Annotated in this window: 20 protein-coding genes; 11 read left to right on the top strand and 9 right to left on the bottom strand. The window is 33.7% G+C overall.

The window, feature by feature from the left end; translation table 11 throughout:
• Positions 1-336: 336 nt before the first annotated feature.
• Complete coding sequence (gene sipA, locus ACP6PL_RS07100; RefSeq protein ID WP_426543986.1) at positions 337-627, top strand: regulatory protein SipA; 291 nt, start codon at positions 337-339, stop codon at positions 625-627.
• Positions 628-629: 2 nt separating this feature from the next.
• On the opposite strand, the gene ACP6PL_RS07095 is transcribed toward sipA, so the two are convergent.
• The gene (locus tag ACP6PL_RS07095) at positions 630-1,169 is read right to left on the bottom strand and encodes an alpha/beta hydrolase (protein ID WP_426543984.1); all 540 of its coding nucleotides are present in this window, start codon (positions 1,167-1,169) and stop codon (positions 630-632) included.
• Positions 1,170-2,075: 906 nt separating this feature from the next.
• Here ACP6PL_RS07095 and ACP6PL_RS07090 point away from each other — a divergent pair.
• A complete protein-coding gene (locus ACP6PL_RS07090; RefSeq protein WP_426543982.1) occupies positions 2,076-2,897 on the top strand; it encodes a S1 family peptidase in 822 nt (273 codons plus the stop codon).
• A gap of 105 nt (positions 2,898-3,002) precedes the next feature.
• Here ACP6PL_RS07090 and ACP6PL_RS07085 read toward each other — a convergent pair whose 3' ends face one another.
• From ACP6PL_RS07085 to ACP6PL_RS07075, 3 genes are all read right to left on the bottom strand, one after another.
• Positions 3,003-3,347 (bottom strand): hypothetical protein, encoded by a 345-nt coding sequence (locus ACP6PL_RS07085; protein WP_426543980.1) that lies wholly within the window; start codon positions 3,345-3,347, stop codon positions 3,003-3,005.
• Between the two features lie 434 nt (positions 3,348-3,781).
• A complete protein-coding gene (locus ACP6PL_RS07080; RefSeq protein WP_426543978.1) occupies positions 3,782-4,360 on the bottom strand; it encodes a COP23 domain-containing protein in 579 nt (192 codons plus the stop codon).
• A gap of 776 nt (positions 4,361-5,136) precedes the next feature.
• Entirely contained in the window at positions 5,137-5,883 is a 747-nt protein-coding gene (locus ACP6PL_RS07075; protein WP_426543976.1) for a creatininase family protein, read from the bottom strand.
• 323 nt (positions 5,884-6,206) lie between these two features.
• On the opposite strand from ACP6PL_RS07075, the gene ACP6PL_RS07070 reads away from it, so the two are divergent.
• Both ACP6PL_RS07070 and ACP6PL_RS07065 read left to right on the top strand, forming a co-directional pair.
• Complete coding sequence (locus ACP6PL_RS07070) at positions 6,207-6,374, top strand: hypothetical protein (protein WP_426543974.1); 168 nt, start codon at positions 6,207-6,209, stop codon at positions 6,372-6,374.
• An 88-nt stretch (positions 6,375-6,462) separates the two neighbouring features.
• Entirely contained in the window at positions 6,463-7,203 is a 741-nt protein-coding gene (locus ACP6PL_RS07065; protein ID WP_426543972.1) for a winged helix-turn-helix domain-containing protein, read from the top strand.
• Positions 7,204-7,910: 707 nt separating this feature from the next.
• On the opposite strand, the gene sbcD is transcribed toward ACP6PL_RS07065, so the two are convergent.
• On the bottom strand, positions 7,911-9,182 hold the full coding sequence (sbcD, locus tag ACP6PL_RS07060; protein ID WP_426543970.1) for an exonuclease subunit SbcD: 1,272 nt from the start codon (positions 9,180-9,182) through the stop codon (positions 7,911-7,913).
• Between the two features lie 607 nt (positions 9,183-9,789).
• Here sbcD and ACP6PL_RS07055 point away from each other — a divergent pair.
• Positions 9,790-11,526 (top strand): Na/Pi cotransporter family protein, encoded by a 1,737-nt coding sequence (locus ACP6PL_RS07055; RefSeq protein WP_426543968.1) that lies wholly within the window; start codon positions 9,790-9,792, stop codon positions 11,524-11,526.
• A gap of 237 nt (positions 11,527-11,763) precedes the next feature.
• Here ACP6PL_RS07055 and ACP6PL_RS07050 read toward each other — a convergent pair whose 3' ends face one another.
• The 3 genes from ACP6PL_RS07050 to ACP6PL_RS07040 form a co-directional block, all read right to left on the bottom strand.
• On the bottom strand, positions 11,764-12,204 hold the full coding sequence (locus ACP6PL_RS07050) for a hypothetical protein (RefSeq protein ID WP_426543966.1): 441 nt from the start codon (positions 12,202-12,204) through the stop codon (positions 11,764-11,766).
• A gap of 63 nt (positions 12,205-12,267) precedes the next feature.
• Complete coding sequence (locus ACP6PL_RS07045; protein ID WP_426543964.1) at positions 12,268-13,062, bottom strand: alpha/beta hydrolase fold domain-containing protein; 795 nt, start codon at positions 13,060-13,062, stop codon at positions 12,268-12,270.
• 706 nt (positions 13,063-13,768) lie between these two features.
• A complete protein-coding gene (locus ACP6PL_RS07040; protein WP_426543962.1) occupies positions 13,769-15,397 on the bottom strand; it encodes a peptide chain release factor 3 in 1,629 nt (542 codons plus the stop codon).
• Positions 15,398-15,629: 232 nt separating this feature from the next.
• On the opposite strand from ACP6PL_RS07040, the gene ACP6PL_RS07035 reads away from it, so the two are divergent.
• Both ACP6PL_RS07035 and ACP6PL_RS07030 read left to right on the top strand, forming a co-directional pair.
• Entirely contained in the window at positions 15,630-19,133 is a 3,504-nt protein-coding gene (locus tag ACP6PL_RS07035) for a PAS domain-containing sensor histidine kinase (protein WP_426543960.1), read from the top strand.
• Between the two features lie 304 nt (positions 19,134-19,437).
• A complete protein-coding gene (locus ACP6PL_RS07030; RefSeq protein WP_426543958.1) occupies positions 19,438-19,770 on the top strand; it encodes a DUF4870 domain-containing protein in 333 nt (110 codons plus the stop codon).
• Positions 19,771-19,998: 228 nt separating this feature from the next.
• Here the strand turns inward: ACP6PL_RS07030 and ACP6PL_RS07025 are convergent, their stop codons facing one another.
• Positions 19,999-20,472, bottom strand: coding sequence for a Crp/Fnr family transcriptional regulator (locus tag ACP6PL_RS07025; protein WP_426543957.1), 474 nt, complete (start codon positions 20,470-20,472; stop codon positions 19,999-20,001).
• A gap of 952 nt (positions 20,473-21,424) precedes the next feature.
• Here ACP6PL_RS07025 and ACP6PL_RS07020 point away from each other — a divergent pair.
• From ACP6PL_RS07020 to ACP6PL_RS07005, 4 genes are all read left to right on the top strand, one after another.
• The gene (locus ACP6PL_RS07020) at positions 21,425-22,345 is read left to right on the top strand and encodes an SPL family radical SAM protein (protein WP_426543955.1); all 921 of its coding nucleotides are present in this window, start codon (positions 21,425-21,427) and stop codon (positions 22,343-22,345) included.
• A 242-nt stretch (positions 22,346-22,587) separates the two neighbouring features.
• Positions 22,588-23,445 (top strand): hypothetical protein, encoded by an 858-nt coding sequence (locus ACP6PL_RS07015; RefSeq protein ID WP_426543953.1) that lies wholly within the window; start codon positions 22,588-22,590, stop codon positions 23,443-23,445.
• A gap of 182 nt (positions 23,446-23,627) precedes the next feature.
• On the top strand, positions 23,628-23,921 hold the full coding sequence (locus ACP6PL_RS07010; RefSeq protein ID WP_426543951.1) for a hypothetical protein: 294 nt from the start codon (positions 23,628-23,630) through the stop codon (positions 23,919-23,921).
• A 1,195-nt stretch (positions 23,922-25,116) separates the two neighbouring features.
• Positions 25,117-25,932, top strand: a complete 816-nt coding sequence (locus tag ACP6PL_RS07005) for a potassium channel family protein (RefSeq protein WP_426543949.1) — start codon at positions 25,117-25,119, stop codon at positions 25,930-25,932.
• Positions 25,933-26,271 lie beyond the last annotated feature (339 nt).

Raw genomic sequence — 26,271 nt, 5'->3', positions numbered from 1 at the left:
TTTGGACAGAGAAATTGAGGGATAATTCTTCCGACTGCCTTCTCGCTCATTCCTGTCTCCTGTCTCCTGTCTCCTGACTCCTACCCTCACCCATAAGACTTTTGAGCGCAAACCCTACAGCGGTTTTCATATTAATAAACCACAATGATACTGACTCCTTACTCATTACTCCTACAACAGTTTTGTGGTCTACTCAACTAGAAAAGCGCTGTAAGTAGTATCGCTCCTCTGCAAGAGCCATTTGCGACCTTAGAAGGCTAACTTAAATGACCGATAGAAGCTTCGACCAAGATTTATAATAAGAAATAAAAAAGCAAATATTATGGGAGTAAATAAATGGAAAATGAATTTTCTATTGGCCAGAAAGTCAGATTAGTAGTTCAACCACCATACATCAAAACTGCTGAATCAATGCCCATATTACGTCCCCCTAATGTAGTGCGTTTAGGTGAAGTAGGAACTATTTTAAGTTGCAAAGCAGGAAATTATTTGGCTGTTCGTTTTGAGAAAGGAGCATTTCTCATAGATAGTCAGTATATAGAAGCTGTGACAGTTGATTCGGGAACTGCCCAGCCACATCATACTGATGAAGATACTAATAAGATAACTAAGTCTTCAGAATCGTAGATTTATTTGAGTAGTTCTCCTAAATTACCGATAGTGTCTTTAACTTTTCCTACAATTTCGTTAATCTTACCTACATCAATGTGCATTTCTTCGGTAGGATATTTTTCCAGAACTTCTAGCACTGATATTCGGTTGTCATCTGCTGCTGCTAAGATAATGGCAGAACGTAGGGCTTTGTCACTTTCATAGTTGTGTCTCGTCTGAACTACTTCGGCAACACCTTTAGTTACATTTTGACCTAGATTGCTATACAGAACTTTGGCTAGGTTAGTAACATCAGCTCCTACTTCTAATGTCATTAATCCACGAACTGTATTAGGGTTAACTTTTGATATACCTAGAGCTTGAGAAATTGTTTTGGTAGTTTTGCCCGTTTCTGCAAATTGTCGTAGATCCTTAACTTTGACCGATGCTTGTATTGGCCCAAATAAATCTATGACGATTTTATTCGTGGCGATCGCCCTTTGATGGGAAAGCATTACTCCAGCTATAGCACCCACAATAATTAATGGGCTACGGGACAGCAGACTTGATAATTGCATGGTTAATATTGAGTTGGATTTTAATCTAAGCTTGATGATAATATTTATTTGTTTTGATTAAATTATAAACATTAAATCTAATTAGTGTATTTAGTATAGTCATTACTTTATCTTCATAGACATCTGTATAAATTGAATATTCCTTTTCTTAAATCATTGTAGGGACGTTTAATATAACGTCCCTACATTCTTTTTGGGAAATATTTCGTAATTAAGTAAGCTTTTAAGCATTTAAACCGCATATTTGTTCTGTGGCGAGTTAAGAATACAATCCTGATTAATTCTGAGTTCAAACTTATAACTCCTGACTTGCTAAGACGCATTTTAAATGCGTCTTAGCTTACCTGGTCATAATTAAAATTATTTAAATTAGAGGAGTCAGGACTCAGGTAGGGCAGCCCTCGGAGTATCAACGTACAGAATAGTTTTGGTCAATTCACTTGTTGTAATTATTTTACGTTTAATTTTGCCTACCTACTTACTAAGAATCTTTTCTAATAAATTTTATTTATCTGATCATTATCCAAAGCCAAATGAGAAACCGTAAAGAAAAATTTAAAAAAATTTTATTCTGATAATGTGTTTTTGTGACCGCTATACTGTAAAATACCAACTCAGTTCCTCACAGTCATTTCGGCTGAAAAATTAAGATTTTAGCTATAGCTAAATAACTAAATTATTTGTGACTGGGCTGAATTTAATCAATATATATACCTATTCCGATTTAAGTAGTTAATTCAACTACTAGCAACAATTCATATATTGAAACAATCAGAAGTGATCTCTACCACTAACTAACGTAGAGATAGTCACCACACTTTCAAATTTCTTGAAATAGATTGAGTGGTGTTAGGGGAATTTTTGTCTTTTTTTTTAAATGTCTTTTATTTGATAAACCTTAAGAATATGAAACAGAATAAGTCAATCTTCAATTTAAGTAGTAAAATCTTAGGAGCATCACTGTTTTGTCTAACTACATTTGTACCTAATGCTTACTCCCAAACCAGAGTAGAAAATTCGGCTTATTACACAAAACCTAGTGCAATAGACTCACAACAGTTCCCATCATTAGTATCCAATATTGCCCAACAAGTTACTGTAAGAATTTTTACGGATAATAGTGCAGGTTCTGGAGTAATTATCAAACGGGAAGGTAATACCTACACTGTTGTCACTAATCATCATGTAATTGAGAATAACTCGAATAAACTTTACCCAGTTATGAGTGGAGATGGGATAACTCATCAAGCTACCCTAGTCTCTACTCCTCAAATAGGTAATCTGGATGTAGCATTATTGAAATTTACTAGCGATCGCCCCTATCAAGTAGTAGAAATAGCAAAAACTAATCAACCCTTAGTAGGAGAAACTGTTTTTGCAGCAGGTTTTCCCAACTGGCACCAACCACAGTCTTCACAAATTAGTAGTACCCGTGCTTGGGGTAGTCGTGCTTTTCAGTTAACTTTAGGATCTGTAGAAATGTTAACCAGTCGCACCCTCAGCCAAGGATATCAAGTAGGTTATACCAATGATATTAAAAGTGGCATGAGTGGTGGACCGATTTTAAATAGTAAAGGTCAGTTAATTGGTATAAACGGACGGTCAAAATATCCTATTGCTGGAATTGGAGCATTTCGTTTTATAGATGGCTCTCAACCATCTATTGAGCAATTCAAAAAAATGGAATCTTTAAGTTGGGGAATTCCAGTTTCTAGAATTAAGAATTAAGAATTCAGAATTGGTAAATTTACCTTTAGTTCTAAATTTTATATTTTAAATTCTAAATTCAAAATCCTACTGATGGCTGAGTACTAATTGCTGTTTTAAGACTGGCTAAAAGTCTGTAGAAAAAGAATCCCACTTTTCTTCAAACCATACTTTTTCTCTTTTCCATCTAGGATCTCTAGTGTTCCGCATTTGTAGGTTAATATTGTTTGTCACCTCATCCAGTTCACCTTGAGACAACCCACGTCTACCTCTAGTAGTAGAATCTTGAGTTAAACTCATACTTTTACCACTAGACAAACTATTAGCATTGTTACTCAATAATTGCTCTGAGGAACCAATATTATTAGTTACTGGTTTTTCTTGAGCTTTTGCGGGATTAGCAGTTAAGCTAACACTGAAAAACATTGCTACTGTGGCAGTAAATAAAGTTGGAGTAGTTGTAATTTTCATGGCTTTCCTCTTGACAATTAATTGAAATACTTGAACAAACAAATTAACGCTAAAGCGTTATTTTATTATACCGTCAATTAACCGTATTTTTACAGTTTGCCTTGAGTTTAAAAATAATTTTGATAGTTGAGATAATTAGATTATAAATTTATTAAGCAAGTGGTTAAAACAGACACAAACTTAGACAAAACTAAGCTATGAGTGTCTGAGAAAATAACCTGTGCATTATCTACAGATTTTGATTTATTCTTACCCAGATTAATGAATTTAGGACATAATTTTACTTTGAATTAGTAATGGTGTATAGCACTGCCATGCTAACACTCAGTAGGATGAAATCTAATTTTACTTGAGTTATAAATCCTCAATAAAAAGAAGTGAAGAGGGAAAATTTATTTCCTTCGTTATTCCCTCAACATTTCTGCTAAAATCACTTATTCGTAGATAGGTTCGTCACTAGCAGTACCTTGTCCGAAATCCTTAAATTGAGTTAGAATTTCTTCTGTTTTTTCACGATTTCCTGGCTTTAATGTGAAGACCACATTATTAAAAGTAGGCTCTTCATCTGGGGAAACATAAACCACTTGCTCATGGTTTACAACACCAATTTGACTGATATCTGCGAAAGTTTCCATCCCTAGGGCATAAGCAAGGTTAGTTAGACGAGTGCTAACAGATTGACAACGACGGTCAGGAGTATAAGCACCTTTGGGATGATCGGAAGAAAGAGTAGCAGTCCAAACAATCATTGGTTTAGAGGAAACTTGAATAACTTCTCGTTTCACTAGGGGATATCCGCCTAAAAGTCCAGGCTCACTTGTATCACGTGTTTCACGAACTATTTGAGGAACAGTCGCATATTGATTTTCTTCAGCGTTCATTGAAACACAGGTGAAAACTACTTTGTCAGTAGTTTCAAATTGTCCTGCTTTAGCTTCTGATTGAGGTAGAAAACCCCAGAGACCAACGGTTGCTAAAACACCTGCTAAGGATACTTTTAATTGGTTGTTCACAATCTTGACCTCTGACTTAATATCTGCTTTGGGAGAAAAGTTATTTCTTTCTTCTCCATACTTTTACAGTAGAGGAATTACTTAGGGTTGTCAGTAAGAATAAAGTAATATTTCAAAATAATACTTTCAGACAATAAGTTATCTGAAAGTGATAAAAAAGTAATATATATTAGCTATTTGTCTACTGCTTTACTGTTTTTATGCGTCGTTTTTGCTTGAAATAATTTAGATATTTATGAATACTATATTAACTCAATTTTCGCTTTTTGCAACCCTTAATATCTAAGTTTCTAGATTCATTTAACCTATATAAAGGTTATGGCTGAAAAATTATATAAATTAAATGTACTTTAATTAGGGTTTGCTGAAAAAAGTATTCGTGGTTAGGGTACGAGTCAGGAGTCAGGAGTCAGGAGGAATGGGGAATGAGCGGGGAGGCAGGAAGAAGAATTAGCCCTTGATTTTTCTGCTATGGTCAACCCAAAATCCTAACTTTTTGACTATCAAGAGCTAAAAACCAGGTATTTTTTCCAGACTTAAAAGGGCTAAAAGCTTTATCTATAAATGCTTTTAGATTTAATCAGCAAACCCTAATTAGGGTTTGCTGAAAAAAGTATGCGTGGTTAGTAGGGTACGAGTCAGGAGTCAGGAGTCAGGAGTAAAGAAAAACGGGTATTTATAGAGGAGGTAGGAGTCAAAATTTTTCCTTACTCCTTAAAAGATTACCCCAAAAATTACTCCCTACTCCCTATTCCCTACTCCCTACTCCCTACTCCCTAATTATTATTAATAAACTCCAAGTAAGAATTACTTAGTTCCTTTACTGCTAACTCATAAAACTGCTTACCATGTTCGGGTGTTGCTAATGCAGGGTTTGAACCCATACGACCATCAGGATATCGGCGGCGAAAATCAGCAGCACTATATATTGAATATCCACTAGCTACATTTTCTGAAAGTGGAGCTTGTTTAATTGCTTCTGGGTAAACATACTGAGTTAAAGCTACTTCACTAGGTGTAGCGTGAGAGCCTTCCTGACTACCATATAACTCTTTAGCTAATTTGTAAACTGAGCTACACATAAACCAATTTCCGACTTTGCACTTAACCCGATCTGCATCGGCAATGTTTAAATCAGCCAAGTGAGCATAAGTTTCTGAGAAGGCCGCTTTCAGAGTAGCAATATTACCTCCGTGACCATTAATAAAGAAAAATTTGGTAAATCCTGCTTTAGTTAAACAAACTATATAGTCACGAATCATCTGAATCATCGTACTAGGACGCAGACTGATTGTGCCTGGGAAACCTGTATGATGTAAGGCCATGCCTACATTAATTGTCGGTCCCACTAATGCTTGTACTGTTTCTCCTACTCCCTTTGAGATGGCTTCTGCACAAATAGCATCTGTTCCAATCAATCCTGTCGGTCCATGCTGTTCAGTAGAACCTATTGGGAGAATAATACCTTGAGATTGATTCAGATAAGCTTCAACTTCAGGCCAGGTACTTAAGTGTAGTAACATCTTTAGACTTTTCTTGAATTATTTATACTTTTTATCTTAACTATAAGTAAAAAAATTAATCTGACCTTACATTAGGATTAAACTATCTAATATACTCTAAATATTGTTAAACATTGATACTAAATTCATAGATTAATCTATGAATCTATTACCAGTCCAAAACCTTGTAGAAATTTGTAGGAATATTTGATGAAATTTGTATTAAATTATTAAAATTTAACCTTTTGATAACCTAAACATAACCCTTTCTTAACCTATTAGTCATAATATAGGGGCATCTAATGTTTTGTATTCAGCATAACAATGCAAAGTAAAAGTGGGCAATGCTTACTAAATTAATACCCCTACCTAGAAACGACAAAAAACAAGACTACAAAACAAATTCCGCTAGTGCTATGGTTGCTCTAGTAATGTCTTATAGTCAGAAGGCATTGTATCAATGGGAAAAAGACCCAGTGCTTTTAGTAGTTGGATGGTTAACAATTAATTGACTTAATTAGCTGCACAATTAAGAATTGCCTAATTTCTCCGTAAGGCAACATTAATAATCCACTATCAAACCTATCAAAAGCGATATTTATGTTTTCCCCAGATCTAAGCGAAACTATTTCCAGGTCTGCCGTCAGAACAAATAGCAAAGTTTTATTATTAGAGACTGAAGAGCTGTTTCGGGATATGTTAGCTCTAGCTCTAGAAGAACAAGGTTGTGAAATAGTTATTGCCCCAGACGGGCGTAGTGTTATTCCCACTCTTGAGAATTCTTTTTCACTGAAAAGTGAAAAAGAATTCAACCTGCTAATTCTTGACTCCATTAATGGTTTAGATTTATGCCGGATGTTAAGACATCAAGGTAATTTAATACCAATAATGATTTTAGGAGCAAGAGGCAGTGATAATAATTGTGCTTTTTATTTAGAAGCTGGAGCTGATGATTATGTAACTAAACCCTTTGGGATGCGGGAATTTATGGCTCGTTGCCAAGCTATGATGCGTCGCCAACGTTTAGGTCAAGTATCCCAAACAATTATGCTTCAGTACAAAGATATAATCCTTTATTCTGAGGAATGTCGAGTAACAGTTAGAGGTCAAGAAGTGAAACTTTCCCCTAAACAATTTCGCTTACTTGAACTATTTATGAGTTATCCACGCAGAGTTTGGTCTCGTGAACAATTATTAGAACAAGTTTGGGGACCAGATTTTATTGGGGATAGTAAAACTGTTGATGTTCATATTCGTTGGTTACGGGAAAAACTAGAGTTAAATCCTAGTAAACCAGAGTATGTGATTACTGTTAGAGGTTTTGGATATCGATTTGGTTAGTTAGGGAGTAGGGAGTAGGGGAGTAGGGGATTCAATAATTGATAATTGATAATGGATAATTGATAATTACCTCTCCCTAAAACGGATAGGATTGAATAAAAGGAAAATAAATTCATTGTTTCTCTTGAAATAGAAGGCTTTATACCTTAATTATTCGGTAATTTTTTTTGCGCAACTCTTGCCTAAAATAGGCTCCTTTTCGAGTTCGAGTATTAAGAGCTGAAAACCAGGTACTTTTTTCAGACCTAAAAAGATTAAAAGCTCTATCTGTCAATCCTTTTATATTAGACTTCTCCGAAAAAGATATAGATTTTTTGGAGGAGTAGGAAACAGGCAAGATATTTTTACGAAAAAGGCATGAAAAAGGATTTTTTATGGTGACTTTTTCTTTCTTTAGCCGATCTAACTCAAAGGTTTATTTATTTTCCGGAGATGTCTATTTAATCAGCAAGCCCTAATTAGGGTTTGCTGATTAAAGTGGAGGGTGGGAAGAAGGAGAAAGTATTCCGAATAATTGTTGCTTTATTTTTCTATCCTTGATCTGCCTAAAATCCTAACTTTTTGGTAGTTTTAAGTCAAAAAGCTGCACTTTTTTGCGATTTTCAAAGGTTATAAGCTTTATCTGTAAAGGCTTTTAGATTTATTCAGCCAGTCCTAATTATCAATTATCCATTATCAATTATCCATTAATAAAATTCCCTATTCCCTTATTTACTAAATAAACTTAACTGACTATCAGAATTTTCTTCTGATAAATCTCCTTTAACTGCTAGTAACTTAGCAGCAGCTTCTAACATTTCCTCCTGAATATCTTGGATATCTTCCCGATTTTCTAAATAAGTTTTTAAAGCTTGTAAAGGGTCAATACTATTACCTGTTGATAATTCTGGTAAACGGGGTCTTGCTAACTGACTGACTAATTCTGGTTGAATAGTGTAGGTATGGGCTTCACTTAAAGCCTGATGTAAAACACCATTATCAATCAGGTCTAACTGTTCGGAACGTAACTGATAAATCAACCTTACTACCGCATTTTCTATCTGATATTTACTAATAGTATTTAATAATTCAGTTTGTGGTTTTTCTGCTTCTGAAACATTAACCTTGATAGTTTGAAAACTTCGGACAGGTAGAGAACAAAATTCCCATTTCGCTGCACCTTTTCCTAGTTCAATAAAAACAAAACCCTTATCTTCCTTCTCCTCACTAAAGTCAACTCTTTCAATACTTCCCGGATAAATAATTGGTGGGTTATTAGACTTATTCAAATTTTGATGTTTGTGAACATGACCTAACGCAACATAATCAAAACAAGGGCGGTTTAACAGAGAAACAGGAATATTAAAACCTTTGCCCACAGCTAGAAAACGTTCTGCTCCTAAACTTGCTCTATCTGCCATTAAATGACCTAAAAGTACAGTGGGAATTTCTGGGTTTAATTTCCGAATTTCTGCTTCTAATATCAGCCGCAGTTTTTCAATTAATGACTCATTTACCTGACTCATAGATTTACCTTCGGTTTCTGATTTTGTCATTAAATTAGAAGCAGTTAACCAAGGTAAAGTAATAACTTGAATAGCACCATTTTTAGTGGAGATTGTGTGAGTTTCTAAGCGATCGCCTACCACAACTCCGGGAACTGCTAAAGTCCTATAAATACCTAAACTTGCACCTCCTTGACCTTGGGAATGTTGGTCGTGATTTCCTACTAATAATACTGTAGGAATTTGAGCATCTACTAAACGGCGTAATTGACCAGCAAAAGCTTGTTTTATGTATGGTGCGGGAGTAGCATCTGGAAAAGCATCTCCACCGAACAAAACTAAATCGACTGGTTCGGAAATTGCTCTATCTATACAAAGTTTTAAACTGGAAATAAAGTCTTCGAGGCGAGTGTTTAAACCTGTTTCTGGGTTGATACGACCGTGAGAAAAACCACTGCCAATATGAATGTCAGAAAGATGAATAATTTTAATCATTTTTTTTATTTAGGGAGTAGGGAGTAGGGAGTAGTAATTTACGGAATAATTATTAATTATTAATTATTAATTAAATAATTCAGGTTTAAATCCTCCTCTTTCAAGAGGAAAAAAGCGGTCGAGAGATGGCGAGGTTTCCCGCTCTTGCAGAGCCGCTAACGCTTTTCATGTCGGCTCTTAGCCGAAACGCCATCTCCAATCTCCCCTTGAGAAGAAATAATATTTCCTTATATTCAATTCCCGAACGGTTTTAACCAGAGGTAATTATCAATTATCAATCATCCATTATCCATTAATGAAGAATTCTCAAAAACTTTGCTATACTTGAAATTTGTATTTCTAAATAGTATTTATTAACGTAATCTAACCCTTTAATTATCTTTACAATTTTCAGGCTTCTTTTGACACTTTCCAAGTGTAGCATTAATTTTGATAAATTGTACAAAGTTTAATGAAAATGTTGTTATCCCTCACCATACACCTGATAACTATGACGACAAAGAATCACCAAGAAGTAAGGTCTCAAGCCTCCCCTTTTAAAGGGATGAAAAAATCATAGGAGGCTAACTGATAACTAATAACTGATAACTGATAACTGATAACTGAAATGACACCAACCAACTCAATTAGTCTTTTAGAATTCGGACAAATTAGCGTGCGTCTCTGTGGAGGGCTCGCATTCTTCTTATTTGGACTTGAACAAATGACCGAGTCCTTAAAGCAAGTGGCGGGCAAATCTATGAAGCGAATGCTCGCGAAACTGACCTCGAATCGTTGGAATGGTTTAGTTGTCGGAGCATTTGTCACCGCAGTGCTTCAATCCTCCTCAGTGACAACGGTTTTGTTGGTGGGTTTTATTTCTGCTGGATTAATGACCATGCCTCAATCAATAGGGGTAATTATGGGAGCAAATATTGGCTCAACTATCACTGCTCAGATTATTGCCTTTAAAATTACTCGCTCGGCTCTATTGCTTTTTGCCATTGGCTTTGTCTTGCAACTAATTTCTCAGCGAAGATACTCTCGCCAGTATGGTTTGCTGTTGATGGGGTTGGGTATGATGTTTTATGGTATGGAGTTAATGAAGATTGCTACCACTCCACTACAAGCCTATCCACCTTTTATTAGCTTGATGCAACAGGTAGAAAATCCTTTACTGGGAATTACTATTGCCACGGTGTTTACTGCTTTGGTACAAAGTTCTGCTGTCACCACAGGCTTGGTGATTGTTTTGGCAAGTCAGGGCTTATTGAATCTCGAAGCTGGAATTGCCCTGGTGTTTGGTGCAAATATCGGTACTTGCATTACGGCGATGTTGGCGGCGATCGGCAAACCTTCAGAAGCCGTTCAGGCAGCGATCGCTCATGTTTTGTTTAATATCTTGGGTGTTCTACTTTGGGTTGGGTTGATTAATCAGTTAGCGGATACAGTACGTTGGCTGACACCTGTTTCATCTTCCCTCGAAGGTATATCTAAGCTAGCAGTGGAAACCCCACGCCAAATTGCTAACGCTCATACTTTATTTAATGTAGCTAATGCTTTGATTTTTATTGGGTTTGCTCCGGTATTGGCAAAGTTGGTACAACATTTGGTGCCTGCAAAATCTCCGACAGTTCGGCAAAGCCAACCCAAATACCTCGATAAGATGTTGCTATCTACTCCTACCTTGGCCTTAGATCGGGTTCGTTTGGAGTTAGGGCAATTGGGAAATATTGCCCTACAAATGGTACGCGGTTGTCTGCCAGTGGTAGAGGGTGGCACCAGTGATGAAGTGGCAGCACTAAGAGCAATGGATGATGAGGTCGATCGACTTTATGGAGCGATCGTAACTTACCTCGGTCAGTTGAGTTTGGAAACCTTAGTGACTCAACAATCTGAACTTTTGTCTATGTACCTCAAGATTGCCAACTATATTGAAAATATCGGGGATACTATTGAGACTAATGTAGTGGAAATTGGCAATGATCGGCTACACCATGAGCTTCAGTTTAGTAATGCTACCCAAACAGTTTTAAAGTCTCTGCATGAGGAGGTTTGTTTTGCTCTAGATCAAGCCCTCAAATCAGTAGTTTTCTCTGATCCGCAGTTAGCTGCCCAGGTGGTGGCAATGAAACCCCAAATTAACGAGTTGGCTAGCCAAGCACATACTCATCTGGCTATGCGTTTAACGGCGGACCAACCAAATCGCTTGGTTGCGTTTGGCCTTGAATCAGATTTTATCGAGTATTTGAAACGAGTATATTATTTTGCCAAACGGATTGCCAGACTTATGACAGAAATAGATCTGGAAATGCAGGGAAATATAATAAAAAATGTGGTTGATAATTCTACCAAAGAGCCGTAAAACTTACACTTTTGTATTACGCGCGCAAACGATAAGACTAATTGTATCCATTGCTTTTGTAATTTTGTTTATTGTTGGTGTGCAATACTTAGGAAAACTTTTTTAAATAGTTCTTGAATTATATCATGTCCGCTTCATTAGTTATAAAAAAAACTTTTTCCTCCTCTTCTTCTCCCTCCTGACTCCTGACTCCTGACTCCTCCCCAATTATTTATAACTGTTCATCCGGACATGATATTACTTCCCAAAAATCACTCTATCCTCACCAAACAAAATCATCCTCTCCTCTACCCTAACCTCAGCATCTAAACCACTACCCGAAATCTCAACCTCTGGAGCAATACCGTTTTGCACAGTCATCACCACAAAAAAATTCTCACCCCCACTTGCTAATATTTTCCTACCTCTCTGCGTTTCCTCCACATCAATCTTCACCTCCCCAGGCACAACAAAAGTTCCCCTCATAGTTGCCCCAGAATCAGCCTTCAATATAAAACCATTATCCTCAACCACAACCTGCTCTTGAGTGTGGATTACCCAAACTTTTTCCGGTGTTTCCCCAGTAAACCTATCTACCACCACAAACAAACCAGGCGCACCCGACATCCCTGCATAGTCAACAGCAAAAGAACGCAACGACTGAAAATCATTATCTTCAAACACATTATCCATATTCATGCTCACCACCCCCGAACCATCCGCTGCTCACTTGACAATATAATTTGAATGAAGAGTAGCTTATTAATTTTCCAATTTTTTATTAACTATGTGAGTATCCAGAAATTTGTGAATATTTTCGTAGATATCCAAAATTTCATCCCTTGTAAAATTACCATGACCACCATTAGGAATAGTAATTAATTTATTGGGAACTTTTAGTCGTTCTAAACCTTGGTGAAGTTGAACAGCATGACTGTATGGAACGACAGTATCAGCATCACCATGTATAGTAATTATTGGTGGTAAATCACTTCTTAGATAATTAAGAGGAGAAACACGCTCGGCAATTTCCATGCGGTCTTTAGCACTTCCCAACCACTCTAGTGCATAGGATCTCATATTTTCTCCTTCAAGCAAATCTCCTACATCCGTAATGCCATACCAATTGACAATTGCTGCTACTTTTAGTTCTTCATTACCGGGACATTGACTATCAAAACTACTAGGAGTTAGCATACCTGTAGTCAGAGCAAGATGACCACCAGCAGAATCACCGGAGACAACAAGTTTTTTAATATCAAAACCATATTTATCTGCTTGTCGAATTACCCATCTAAGAGCGCAAAGGCAATCTTCGACGGCAGCAGGTGCATGAGAAACATTAGCTAATCGGTATTGGACATTAACTACTGCCAAACCCATTTCTAAATAAGGTAATAGATTAAAGAAGCGGCTTTCTTTTGTGCCAGATACCCAACCACCGCCGTGAAAGTAAATTAATGTTGGAACTGGTTCTTCGGTATTTCCTCGTTTATAAACATCAAGCTTTAATTCGACATTGTTCACCTTTAGGTAGGTAATATTTTTAATTATCATTGTTAAAATTAAGGTTATATTGAGTAATAAGTAATGAATATTGAGTAATAAGTAAAATCTAGTCCGTTGATGTTGGTTTAAAGCCTCTTAATTCATAAAGAAAAATTCCAAAAATTCATCATTTTTTGAATCCTCTGACTTCAGGTACACAGAGGTATTACTTATTACTCATTATTTATGACTTATTACTTATTACTTGTGAACTTTTTATGGCACGATTGATGCTTTAAGAAAAAAAATTATTTTTTTTCCCCTTGAAAAAAAAATACTTAAAAGCTGAATTATTTAATTATTAATTGAATAGATAATAGTTGACATTTATGATGCCAAAATGTTTAATCCCTAAGAATATTTAGCTCACTTTGCTTGAAGAAGAAAGTAGAAAAGTTAAAAGCAAAGTTTGAAAGTTTAGCCTTTTCTACTCCCTGCTCCCTGCTCCCTACTCCCTACTCCCTTCTCCCTTCTATAAAGATTCTGGTTCTTGACCAGAAACAACAGGCGCTGTATTATTCAATAAAGCTGAATTATTTAATTATTAATTGAATAGATAATAGTTGACATTTATGATGCCAAAATGTTTAATCCCTAAGAATATTTAGCTCACTTTGCTTGAAGAAGAAAGTAGAAAAGTTAAAAGCAAAGTTTGAAAGTTTAGCCTTTTCTACTCCCTGCTCCCTGCTCCCTACTCCCTACTCCCTTCTCCCTTCTATAAAGATTCTGGTTCTTGACCAGAAACAACAGGCGCTGTATTATTCAATTTTAATTCTGGATGCTCAGATTCTACCTGTTGACAATTCCACTCATTTCTGAACAACAAAACAGGTCGTCCCCAGCTATCTTTGACCGCTACAGTATTAAATAACCTACCGACTTTTTCCAGTATTTCCCAACCACCATCTACCCAACGTGCCACAGTAAAAGGTAACATTTCTACTCTAGCTTCCACTCCATATTCATTTTGCATTCTAAACTGAACAACTTCCAATTGTAATTGCCCAACAGCAGCTAAAATAGGGTCTCTTTTTGCCTCATCTGCTGAGTACATAATTTGTACTGCACCCTCTTCTCTTAATTCATTAACTCCCTTACGGAATTGCTTAAATTTAGAAGGATTAGGATTCCTTAAATAAGCAAATATTTCTGGAGAGAAACAGGGGATGCCTTCGTACTCTAATTTTTTGCCATTATAAATAGTATCTCCAATGGCAAATACTCCCGGATTATTTAAACCAATTACATCACCAGGATAAGCAATTTCAATTGATGCTCTGTCTTGAGCAAATAACTTTTGTGGGCGAGATAATCGCACAGTTTTACCTGTTCTAGCATGACTAACTGTCATATCTTTTTCAAATTTTCCTGTGCAAACTCTAATAAATGCCACCCTATCTCGATGTTTTGGATCCATATTAGCTTGCAATTTAAACACAAATCCAGTGAAATCTGGATGAGTCGGAGAAATTTCCCCAACTGTACTTTTGTGGGTACCTGGTTTTAGGGCATATTCTAAGAAAGCATCTAGGAATAATTGCACCCCAAAATTAGTCATTGCACTACCAAAAAATACAGGTGTCATTTCTCCTTGATGTATCTCTTCTAAATCTAAATCTGAACCTAATTCATCTAGTAATTCTATGTCTTCTTTGAGTTGGTAATAAAGGTCTTGCTCTAGTAGTTCTTCTATGCGAGGATCACCTAAATTTACTACTGTATTTATTGCTGCCTTCCTACCATGAACACTCCGCTCAAATAGGTGAATTTGTTGTTTTCTTCGATCAAATACTCCTTTAAAGCGATCGCCCATACCTATCGGCCAATTTACAGGATATGTTTTTAAGCCTAATTCCTGTTCAATTTCATCTAATAGTTCTAAAGGTTCTCTCCCTGGTCTATCCATTTTATTAATAAATGTAAAAATGGGTAGTTTTCGCATCTTACAAACTTCAAATAATTTGCGAGTTTGAGGTTCTAAACCTTTAGCACCATCTTCTAACATTACAGCGTTATCTGCTGCTGCTAAAGTTCTATATGTATCCTCACTAAAATCTTGGTGTCCCGGAGTATCTAGGAGATTTATTTGACAGTCTTGATACTCAAATTGTAGAACTGTGGAAGTGATAGAAATACCTCTTTGTTGTTCCATTGCCATCCAGTCTGAGGTGGCATGACGTTGCGCTCTTTTAGCTTTTACTGCACCAGCTTCCTGAATAGCACCTCCATACAATAATAGTTTTTCTGTAAGGGTGGTTTTACCAGCATCAGGGTGAGAAATAATTGCAAAGTTACGCCGTTTATCTACTGCTATTTGCAATTCTGCTTCAATTTCTATGGACATAAGTTAACCTAAATTCTAGAATTTCTAACAATTCATCATATTATATATTTATCTAGGCTAAATTTAATATATTTCTCATTATGATATAATGTATATTAAAAATATCTATATTAACCTGCAATTATAAATAGTATAAATACTTTGATAAGAAGAAAAGCATTAACTTAATATAAATCAAGACTGAATTTTTTAAAATTTGATAGTTTTATAATTTTTTTTACAAGAAAGGTGTATGAATTTTTTATCACAAATTTGGAGTACAGGAAATTTTATTCCTCACGGACATTGTTATCTTTGGCAACCTCAATTAGTGTGGTTGCACATATTGTCAGACTCATTAATTGCATTAGCTTACTTTTCAATTCCTATTGTCTTATTTTATTTTATTAGCAAGCGAAAGGATTTGCCTTACCCAGAAGTATTTGTATTGTTTAGTGCATTTATTGTTGCTTGTGGATTGACTCATTTAATTGAGATTTGGACTCTCTGGCATCCCACCTATTGGCTATCAGGTTTTATCAAAGCAATTACAGCAGTAATATCTTTATTTACAGTCGGAAAATTAGTACCATTAATTCCTAACTTATTAGCACTTCCTAATCCAGAAAAACTAGAAGAAATTAACCACAAATTAAAAGCTGAAATTAGAGAACGTCAACAAATCCAAGAAGCTTTACAAGCATCCGAAAAACGTTTAAGTGGAATTTTAGAAATTGCTCAAAATGCTATTATTTCAGTAGATGAAAATCAAAATATTTCTATGTTTAATCAAGGAGCAGAAAAAATATTTGGATATCAAGCAACTGAAGTTTTAGGAAAATCATTAAATTTGCTATTGCCAGAACGATATAAAGCAAATCATCAAAACTATGTGAATCAATTTTGTAGTGATTCTGAAATTTCTCGTCCCATGACTAATCGTCGCCAAATTTGGGGGCTTCGGAAAGATGGTACTGAGTTTCCAGCAGCAGCTTCTATTTCTAAATTAGAGCTAAAAAAAGAAACTATATTAACAGCAATTATTAATGATATTAGTGAAGAAGTAGAAGCAGAAAATCAACTGAAAACAGCTTTACAGCAATTGAACTTTCATGTAGAAAATACTCCACTAGCAGTAATTGAATGGAATAGTGAATTTCAAGTACAACGCTGGTCAGAACAAGCAGAAAAAATCTTTGGTTGGCAAGCAGATGAAGTAATAGGTCTACAGGTAAATGATTGGGAATTTATATTTCCTGAAGATTTAGAAAAAGTTAGTAGTCTAATGCAACAACTCCGACAAGGAAATATACCCAGAAATACTTCCCTAAATCGTAACTATACTAAAGAGAAAAAAGTAATAAATTGTGAATGGTATAACTCGGTTTGTTTCGATGAAAAAGGAAATTTTATTTCGATCTTATCCCTAATTTTAGATGTAACAGAAAGGATACAAGCACAAATAGAATTACAACTATCTCAACAAAAACTTCAATTAATTATCAATACTATTCCCCAATCAATATTTTGGAAAAATCAAGACCTAGTATATCAGGGATGTAATAATAGTTTTGCTCATAGAGCAGGTTTTAAATCACCAGCAGAAATAGTTGGTAAAACTGACTATGATTTACCTGGAAATCAAGAATATTTTGAACAATATCGCAGAATAGATTGTCAAGTCATGGAATCTAATACTGCTAGATACCAAATAATTGAACCTCAATTAACTACTCAGGGTAAACAAAGATGGTTACAAACAAGTAAAGTTCCTATTCATAATCAAGACGATCAAGTAATAGGTATTCTTGGCAGTTATGAAGATATTACTGAACGTATTGAAGCACAGGAAAAATTAAACCAGCAACAAAAAACTTTAAGAGCAATTCTTGATAATGCTCCTATTTGGATTTTAATGACTGACATTAATGGCAAAGTTCAGTTTGTTAATAATACATTATGTAAAAATATTGGCATACCTGAGTCAAAGTTCTTGGAAGTTGAAAAATATCATCAACTTTTTACAGAAAAGGAAGCGGCAAGTCTTCATAGATATGATGCAAATTGCTGGAAAAATAATTTACCATGTCACTGCGAAGAAAATTTTAAGTTTATTGACGGTAAAGAGCATAATCTAGAAATAATTAAAGTCAAAATTAAAGATGATAATAATGAAGTTATTGGTTTAATATCTTTAGGGTTAGATATTACAGAAAGTAAGCAAGCTCAACAAAAACTTCAAGAATCAGAGGCTAAATTTCGACAAATTGCTCGCCATGAAGAACTACTTAATCATTTGGCAAATCAAATTCGTAATTCTCTTGATATTGAGACGATTTTAGAGACTACAGTTCATCAAGTTCGTACTATCTTAAAAATAGATCGTTGTCATTTTATTTGGCATCGTTTTGCTAGTATTACAAATCCAGGTAGAACTAATAATAATTATCTAGATAGTTGGGAAGTTGTTAATGAGTCAAAAGGAGAAAAATTTCCTAGTTTAATTGGTAAATATACAATAGAACAAGTAGGTTCTTGGGCTTTAAGATTCTTACAACTAGAAATTATTCGGGTTGATGATATTAGTCTTGTTAATGACAGAAAAATGCGACATTTTATAGTTGCTTTGGGTATAATCTCTTTTGTGTCTATACCAATTCAAACTCAGTCCGGAAAAATAGGAGTTTTAGTTTGTGCTCATCATATCTCTGTTCGTAACTGGGATGACAGTGAAGTAAAACTTTTAAAGGCAGTAACAGATCAATTGGCGATCGCTATAGATCAAGCTGAATTATATAATCAAAGTCGTGAAGTTGCCTTTCAAGCTAGAGCACAAGCTCAGGAATTATCTGAAGCTTTAAATAAACTTCAAAAAGCTCAAGCACAACTTATTCAAACCGAAAAAATGTCTTCTCTAGGGCAAATGGTTGCTGGTATTGCCCATGAAATTAATAATCCAATTAACTTTATTTCTGGTAATATTATTTATGTTAGTCAATATACTCAAGACTTACTCAATTTAACTCATCTCTATCAGGAAAATTATCCTCACCCACCTACAGATATTCAAGAGGAAATAGAAACTATAGAATTAGATTTTTTGATTGAAGATTTACCAAAAATTTTAAATTCTATGAAAGGGGGAGCTAACCGCATTGCTGATATAGTTATATCTTTACGAAACTTCTCTCGCTTGGATGAATCTGAGGTAAAATCTGTAAATATCCATGAAGGAATAGAAAGCACTCTCCTCATTTTACAAAATAAACTTAAACATAAGCCACAGGAAAAAGCAATTCAAATAATTAAAGACTATGAGGAATTACCCAAAGTAGAGTGTTATGTTAGTCAGATAAATCAAGTATTTATGAACATTATTTCTAATGCTATTGACGCTTTAGTAGAAAAACGAAGTAAAAAATTCAATCCCACTAGAATAAATCAAAATTTAGATATTTTGGATAATTTACCTACTATTACAATTAGTACAAAAGTTATATCCCCTCAAGAAGTTAGGATTATAATTTCTGATAATGGCATGGGTATAACAGAAAGAGTTCGTAACAAAATATTTGACCCATTCTTTACTACTAAACCTATCGGCAGTGGTACTGGTCTAGGATTATCTATTAGTTATCAAATTATTGTGGAAAAACATCAAGGTAGATTAGATTGTACCTCTAGATTAGGACAAGGAACGAAATTTATTATTGAAATTCCTATCCGTCAGAGAATAAAACAAATAACAGAGTTATAATTATGCTTAATAACTAAATTTCAAAACCACTAAATTATTGACCTATACTTCTTGCCGTGCAGGTGAGAAATACAAATATTTACTTTGAATCAGGATGAATGTTTAATGAATACTGATAAAAGAAAAATTATCTCAGTTTTATATCATATAGTGATTTTTTTTGGTAAAACACAAACCAAAGAAAAGAGCCATAATTAGATTTAATAAATAACTCAATTTCTGAAATTATTAAATTAATCAGCTATACTTATTATCGTGTAAGTGAGAAATACAGATATCTAGTTTGAATCAGGAGGAAAATTTAATGGATACTGACAAACGAAAAATTCTCTCAGCTTTATGTCATGGAGCGATTTTCTTTAGTGTAACTATTCTCTCTGTAGGTATACCAATAGCTATTTTATTTCTAACTGATGACTCCGTTGTTAAGGATAACGCTAAAGAATCTCTCAACTTTCATATTAACATTTATATTTACGGTATTATATTTGGTATATTAATTTGGCTGCTAATTGGCTTTCCTTTATTAGTTTTGTTAGGAATTGTTAATTTTGTCATGCCAATTATTGCTATTCTCAATGTGATGAATGATCCGAATCAACCCTATAGTTATCCATTCATTTTTCGTTTACTCTAGTAAAATTTTTTTTAGTTAATATCCTAGCTAATACCATTTCACGGAAGTCAAAATTCATGCATTAAGATTTTATAGACTTAAAACTATAACGTTACAGTAATTTCAGGAAATTATTTCACATATAAAATTTGAAATTATTCTTGACATTTTGAAAGTGAATTGGTATAAGATTAAGCAATATTGGTTTTGTCTGGTGCAAAACCAATTTGCTAATATTTTCCCATATTTCTAACGCAGTTCAGGTATTCTACTACTATCAGAAGAAATACTACTTTCCCTAGCATTAAGCTTTTGATTAAGTTCACGAATGCGACGAGATAATAGACGAATAATATTAATTGCAATTTCTGGTGTTTCATCAATTGCATCATAAAGTTGCATTTGAGTTAACATCAAACACTCACAATTGTCTAAAGTAGTTACAGAAGCAGAACGAGGTTCAGCATCAAACAAAGACATTTCACCAAAACAAGCCCCTTGTTGTAACCTTGCCAACTCACGGTCTTCTAAATGAACTTTAACTCTACCAGATACTACGATATAAAGAGACCTTCCCTCTTTCCCTTCAGTAAAAATTGTATGGTTACTAGGGAAAGATAGTTCATCCATCACAGAAGCTAAACGCACTAGAAAATCATCTCTTAATTCTCTAAAAATTGGCACAGCTCTAATAAATAAAAGACGCTCTACACTTGTAAGCATAATATTTACACCCTTATCCTTGACGAATAAACAAATTTAATAATCACCTTTGATTGAGCAAATTTTAATGGTTAATAATATTTCAGGTAAAATTTGATAGATAACTAACTGAACTTCTTCAGCTTACACCATCTCATACCGTTTCACGGAAGTCAAAAGTCAAAAGTCAAAAGTCAAAAGTAAGATTTTATACGCTCGAAACTTTGACACTACAGTAATTTCAGGAAATTATTTCACATATAACAATCCTCTAAAATGAATAAGATAACTGCTATACTCTATTCTTTTAAGAAACACTTCAATTCTCACATCTAATTCCTGATTGTTATAGTTTGAAATTATTTGTAACATTCTTTTTTTATAAAATAATTTTCTGAATGGATAATTAATAATTAATCCCCAAAGGTTTAAAACCTCTCTTTACCAATAGATAATTGACAATGGATAATTAGAGATAGTTTTAATTATCCACTATCAATTATCCATTAATAATATTTCTTTAGATTCAATCTGATGGTTTTAACCAGAGGTAATTATCTATTAATGAATAATAGCATCAGGTAAATAAGAGTAAAGTACGAAAGAAGGGTAGATATTGCTGCCTAGTAGTTAAAACAATTTATACCAATAGTAAATAGTTATAATTTAACCATTTAGCTATTAGGAGTCAGTTTTTACCTGTTTCATAAATAATAAATATATACTGCTAAGATTAAGGTCAGTTTTTTTCCAATACTTTTCATTATTCTTAAATCTCTGAATACTAATTTCTGATATAAAGGCAAGGAATTAGTAGCTGATACTGAATGCTTACTTTATAATAATAATTTCCAATATGTAGTAAATATTTACCATAGGTGGTATGACTGGATGCTTTCTTAACCTGAACCATCCTTTAGTCTCTGGTGTAAAAAAATCTTTATTAATTTGTCAGTTTATTTAGAAGATTAAAATGGAGTTTAAAAACAAAGAGTACGGAGTAGATACTAATCAGTTGTTAGTGGTTAATGAAAAATTTGGTAGTGCTGATGTTTACGGACAAAATGCCAAATCAATCTTAAATAAAGCTACTGGTTTTATTAAAACTTATGACTTTACTTTGAATCCTTATCGGGGTTGTCAATATGGTTGTACCTATTGTTATGCTGCTGCTTTTAGTCCTAACGAAAAAATGCGAAATGAGTGGGGAAAATGGGTTTTGATTAAGGAAAATGCTGCGGAAATTTTAGAGAAAGAGTTAATGAGATGGCGGAAGAAAAATTATGATAAGTTGCCTAGTATTTATATGAGTAGTGTGACAGATCCTTATCAACCGATAGAGTCGAAAACTCAATTAACTCGGAGATTATTAGAGGTAATGTTGGAATATAAACCAATTTTAGTTATTCAAACTCGTAGTCCGATGATAACGAGAGATATTGATATTTTGCAAAGGTTTAAAAATCTCCGAATTAATATGAGCATTCCCACGGGTAGTGAGGTAGTAAGAAAAGATTTTGAGCCTCAAACACCTAGTATTAGAGCTAGACTTAATGCTATGAAAAAAATCAAAACTAAAATTAATGATTTAACAGGTTATTTGCCTAAACTTTCTATTACTATTACTCCTTTACTGCCGACTTTGCCAGAAGAACAAGAAAATTTTATTAAACAACTAAATTTTGTCGATAGAGTTGTTATTCAAGATTTTCACGCTAGTCATAAGCGATCGCTAATAGCTAGCACTCGTGATGCAGCTATAGATATGAAGAAAAAGTACGAATGGTGGTACAATAACGAAGCTAAAAATTATCAACAATTCAAAGATAAGTTGGTACAAATACTAAATGATGTAGAAGTTAAGGAAGGTCAAGCAGGATTTACTTATGAATAATCAATTCACAAATTTCTGGCGTTCTCTCAAATTTTAGTTTGTCCTCAAACAAGGAAATAATTCTCTGGCAAATCAAATACTTACAGTCATTTAAAATTATCCTGAAGTTTCGGGAATCTGGAAATGACAAAGACCAAAAAATCAGCAATTTAATCAAGATGAAAATTATCAACATTTTCCAGAGAAGTTAATACAAATACTAAGTATCTGAGAAATCAAATAATTTCAGGGAAGATTTACTGATGAATAATCAAATCACAAATTTTTGGCGTTCTCTCAAATTTTGGTTTGCCCTCAAACAAGGAAATAATTCTCTGGGAAATCAAATACTAAAAGCCATTGAAAATTCGGGAGCAAAATTATCTCCTTTAGAGAAGTTATATCAAGATAACCTAAAGTTTGAGGAATCTTTAAAAGATAAAGATAGAGAAGTCAGCAATTTAAGTAAACATCTAAGAAAAGCTGTCGATAAATTAGATGAATTAGAATTAAAGCTTGATTTTGATGAGCCAGTAATTAGGAGAATTGATGACTATATATTGACTCCAGATGCAAAATTTATTAAGTCTGTCACCAAAAGTTTTCAGTTAATTGAAAAGGATAAAAAATTATTGCAATGTACTGGAATAGATGAAAGAATATTTGACGATTTTGAATCAAGTTTAGCAGAGTATATTAAATCTGAACTGGAAAGAATACCTGAAAAAAAACGAGAGCTAGAGTTAAAAAAGGCTCATAGAGATATAGATTGGTTAAAGCGTGGGGCAGATCCTGATTATGGTTTTGATTTAACTCCCCATGTTTATTTTATGAAATACTTTTTAGATAATGTTTATTGCAATTATTTAGCTTGGTATTTTGTCTACCAAAGTGGATTATTACCAACAAAAATTAATATGTTAGATATTGCTGCTGGTCCGGGAACAGTTGCTTATGGACTAGCTTTATTTCTGCAAAGTAGTAGTGGTTTTTTTCCGACTCCTCCCATGCACATTTGTTATTATTCTCTGGAAAAACAAGCTAAGTTTCAGTATCGAGGTCTTCAGTTTTGGCGACAATATATAGAAAAACAAAGAATGCCTACTAATTTGTATTTTTGATTTGATACAACAGATATTTTTACATACAATGAGCAGTTGAAAGTTTTGCCACAAGGTTTTTTTGATTTTATAACTATTTCTCACTGTTTGTTTGCTGACCAAGTAGAGAAAAAAAGTCTTTCGAGGTTTATCGAAAAATATTTCAGGAAAGTTTAAGTAGTGGTGGTTATGTAATTATCATAGTGCAAGGAAAAAAAATTTTTGTTAATTATCATCTAGAATTTAGCGAAAATCGAGACCAAGAACAAAAACTAATTGAAAATTTTATGGCAGATATAGGTTTGAATTTAGTTTGGTACAAATATTTAACTTCTACTGGTAAAAGAATGCCAACTAAGGGTGCTGGATATGCGAGATTTGCTAGTGAAAATTTACCTCGTCAAAAATATATGGATAAATTAAAAAAATACTATCTTGGAAATAAGCATGACTCAAATTATGGATTAAATGACTATGTAATTCTAGCCAAAAGATAAAACCACTTCTAAAACTATCTAGAAAAAATTCTCTACAAAATCAAACGCCGAAGATTCAGATATTACTCAATCAAAAACTTAGTTGAAGGGTTGATAGAGGAGTTGAGTTTAAAGTTGGAGTAGTTTAACTATATTACTGCAACTCTTATCAGAGAGTCTACTCAAAACTTTTCCAACTTTGCCAAATAAAATTTACCACTACAGAAATTTATCAACCCACTAAAACATAAATATCTCAAATTAAATAATGCTCTACAAATTCCAACACCGAATCTTAGATATTACTCAATAAAAAACTTGGTTGTAAGGTTGCTAGAAAAGCTAGGCTTAAAGTTGGAGTAGTTTAACTATATTACTGAACAGGTGTAAGCATTCAGCCGTCAGCTTTTAGCTATCAGTTCAAGAAAGAAAAAAGTAAGAAAAGGAGGAAATGTTGAAAAAAAAGGAAAAATTATTCTGCTAGATATAGCTGTCTAAAATGAATTAGAGCAGCTCTTTTTAAGCATCTCTAATCAAGATAAATTTATAGTATTCTTTTTCCACACTTGGTACTAAGGTGTGGTTTTATTGCTGATAGCTGACAGCTAATAGCTGAATGCTTACGAACAGGTATTAGAGAGTATATTCAAAACTTTCCTAACTTTGCCCAAGAAAATTTACCACTGCCAAAATTTATCACCCCGCTAAAATCTCAATACCTCAGACTAAACTATGACTCACATCATATATATAGATAACTATATAATTCTCGCCATAAAGATAAAAATAATTCTCAAACTAGCCGAGAAAAAATGCTCCACAAAATCCAACGCCTAAGATCAGATATTACTCAATCAAAAACTTAGTTGAAGGGTTGCTATAAGAGTTAGATCCGAAAGTCGTAGTAGTATACTTAAACTACTCCAACACATACCAGAAAGTCTACTCAAAACTTTCCAAACTTTGCCCAAGAAAATTTGCCACTGCCAAAATTTATCACCCCGCTAAAATCTCAATACCTCAGACTAAACTATGACTCACATCATATATATAGATAACTATATAATTCTCGCCATTAAAGATAAAAATAATTCTCAAACTTGTATAGCTAAGAAAGAATTGGTTAAAACATAGACTTATGATAAACCTTAGACTAGGAAATGTTTTTTCCACTATTCATTATTCCCTATTCCCTATTCCCTGCTATATAGAAAAAATGCTCCACAAAATCAAACGCCGAATATTTGAAATTATTGAGCTAGATAATCCCGGAGATACCTACAGCAAAATTTTTAAAGTCTTCATCATCACATTAATTATCCTCAATATTATAACTGTGGTTATCTCCACAGTAGAAGATATTTATCAACAATATCAAATTTGGTTAGATAACTTTGAACTAATATCAGTAATCATATTTACTATTGAATATATTTTGCGGGTTTGGTCATGCAAAGTTGCTCCCGGATATAAAAATTCCATATCGGGAAGAATTAGATTTATGCTCAAACCTTTAGTAATTATTGATTTAATTGCTATTCTGCCATTTTACTTACCTTTATTATTGCCAAACTTAATATTTACTCGTTCATTTCGGATATTTAGAATCTTTAGGATATTCAAAATAACCAGATATTCAGACACAACAAAATTATTTGCTAAAGTCATTAAGTCAAAACAAGAAGAAATAATTATTGCTATATCTATTGGTGTAATTTTATTAGTAACTTCTGCTAGTCTAATGTACTTTGCTGAAAATGAAGCTCAACCAGAAAATTTTCCTCATATTCCTGCTGCTATGTGGTGGGGAGTTGTTACTTTAACAACTGTTGGTTATGGAGATGTTTATCCTATTACTCCTTTAGGTAGATTTTTAGGAGCAATAGTTGCATTAATTGGAATTGGAATATTTGCTTTACCGACAGGTATAGTTGCTTCTGGTTTTACTGAGGAAATTCAAAAAAAACGAGCTTTAAGTCAGCAAAAAAAGTCTATAGTTTGTCCTCATTGTGGTAGAAAGATAGATGAATAATTGATAATTGATAATGGATAATTGATAATGAATAATTAATAATGGATAATTACCTTTTACTTTTAGGGAGACGTTAAAAATTGAATGATTTAATTATTAATTATTCGGCAATCTAGAGAGTAAGCATTCAGCTAGACTTTAGCTGTTTGATCAATGATAAATAATGAAGATAAAATGCTAATCTCAAATATCAAGGCTATTTCATTTAACAGATAATTAATAAATTATCGCACTATATAAATCAATTATTTTTGCCTACTCCCTACTCCCTACTCCCTATTCCCTTTGATCAATGATAAATAATGAAGATAAAATGCTAATCTCAAATATCAAGGCTAT

The sequence above is a fragment of the Dapis purpurea BLCC-M126 genome (assembly GCF_050015975.1).
Taxonomy (GTDB): domain Bacteria; phylum Cyanobacteriota; class Cyanobacteriia; order Cyanobacteriales; family Microcoleaceae; genus Trichodesmium.
Note: the sequence above shows the minus strand (reverse complement) of the source record. Positions and strands in the feature narration are given on the sequence as shown.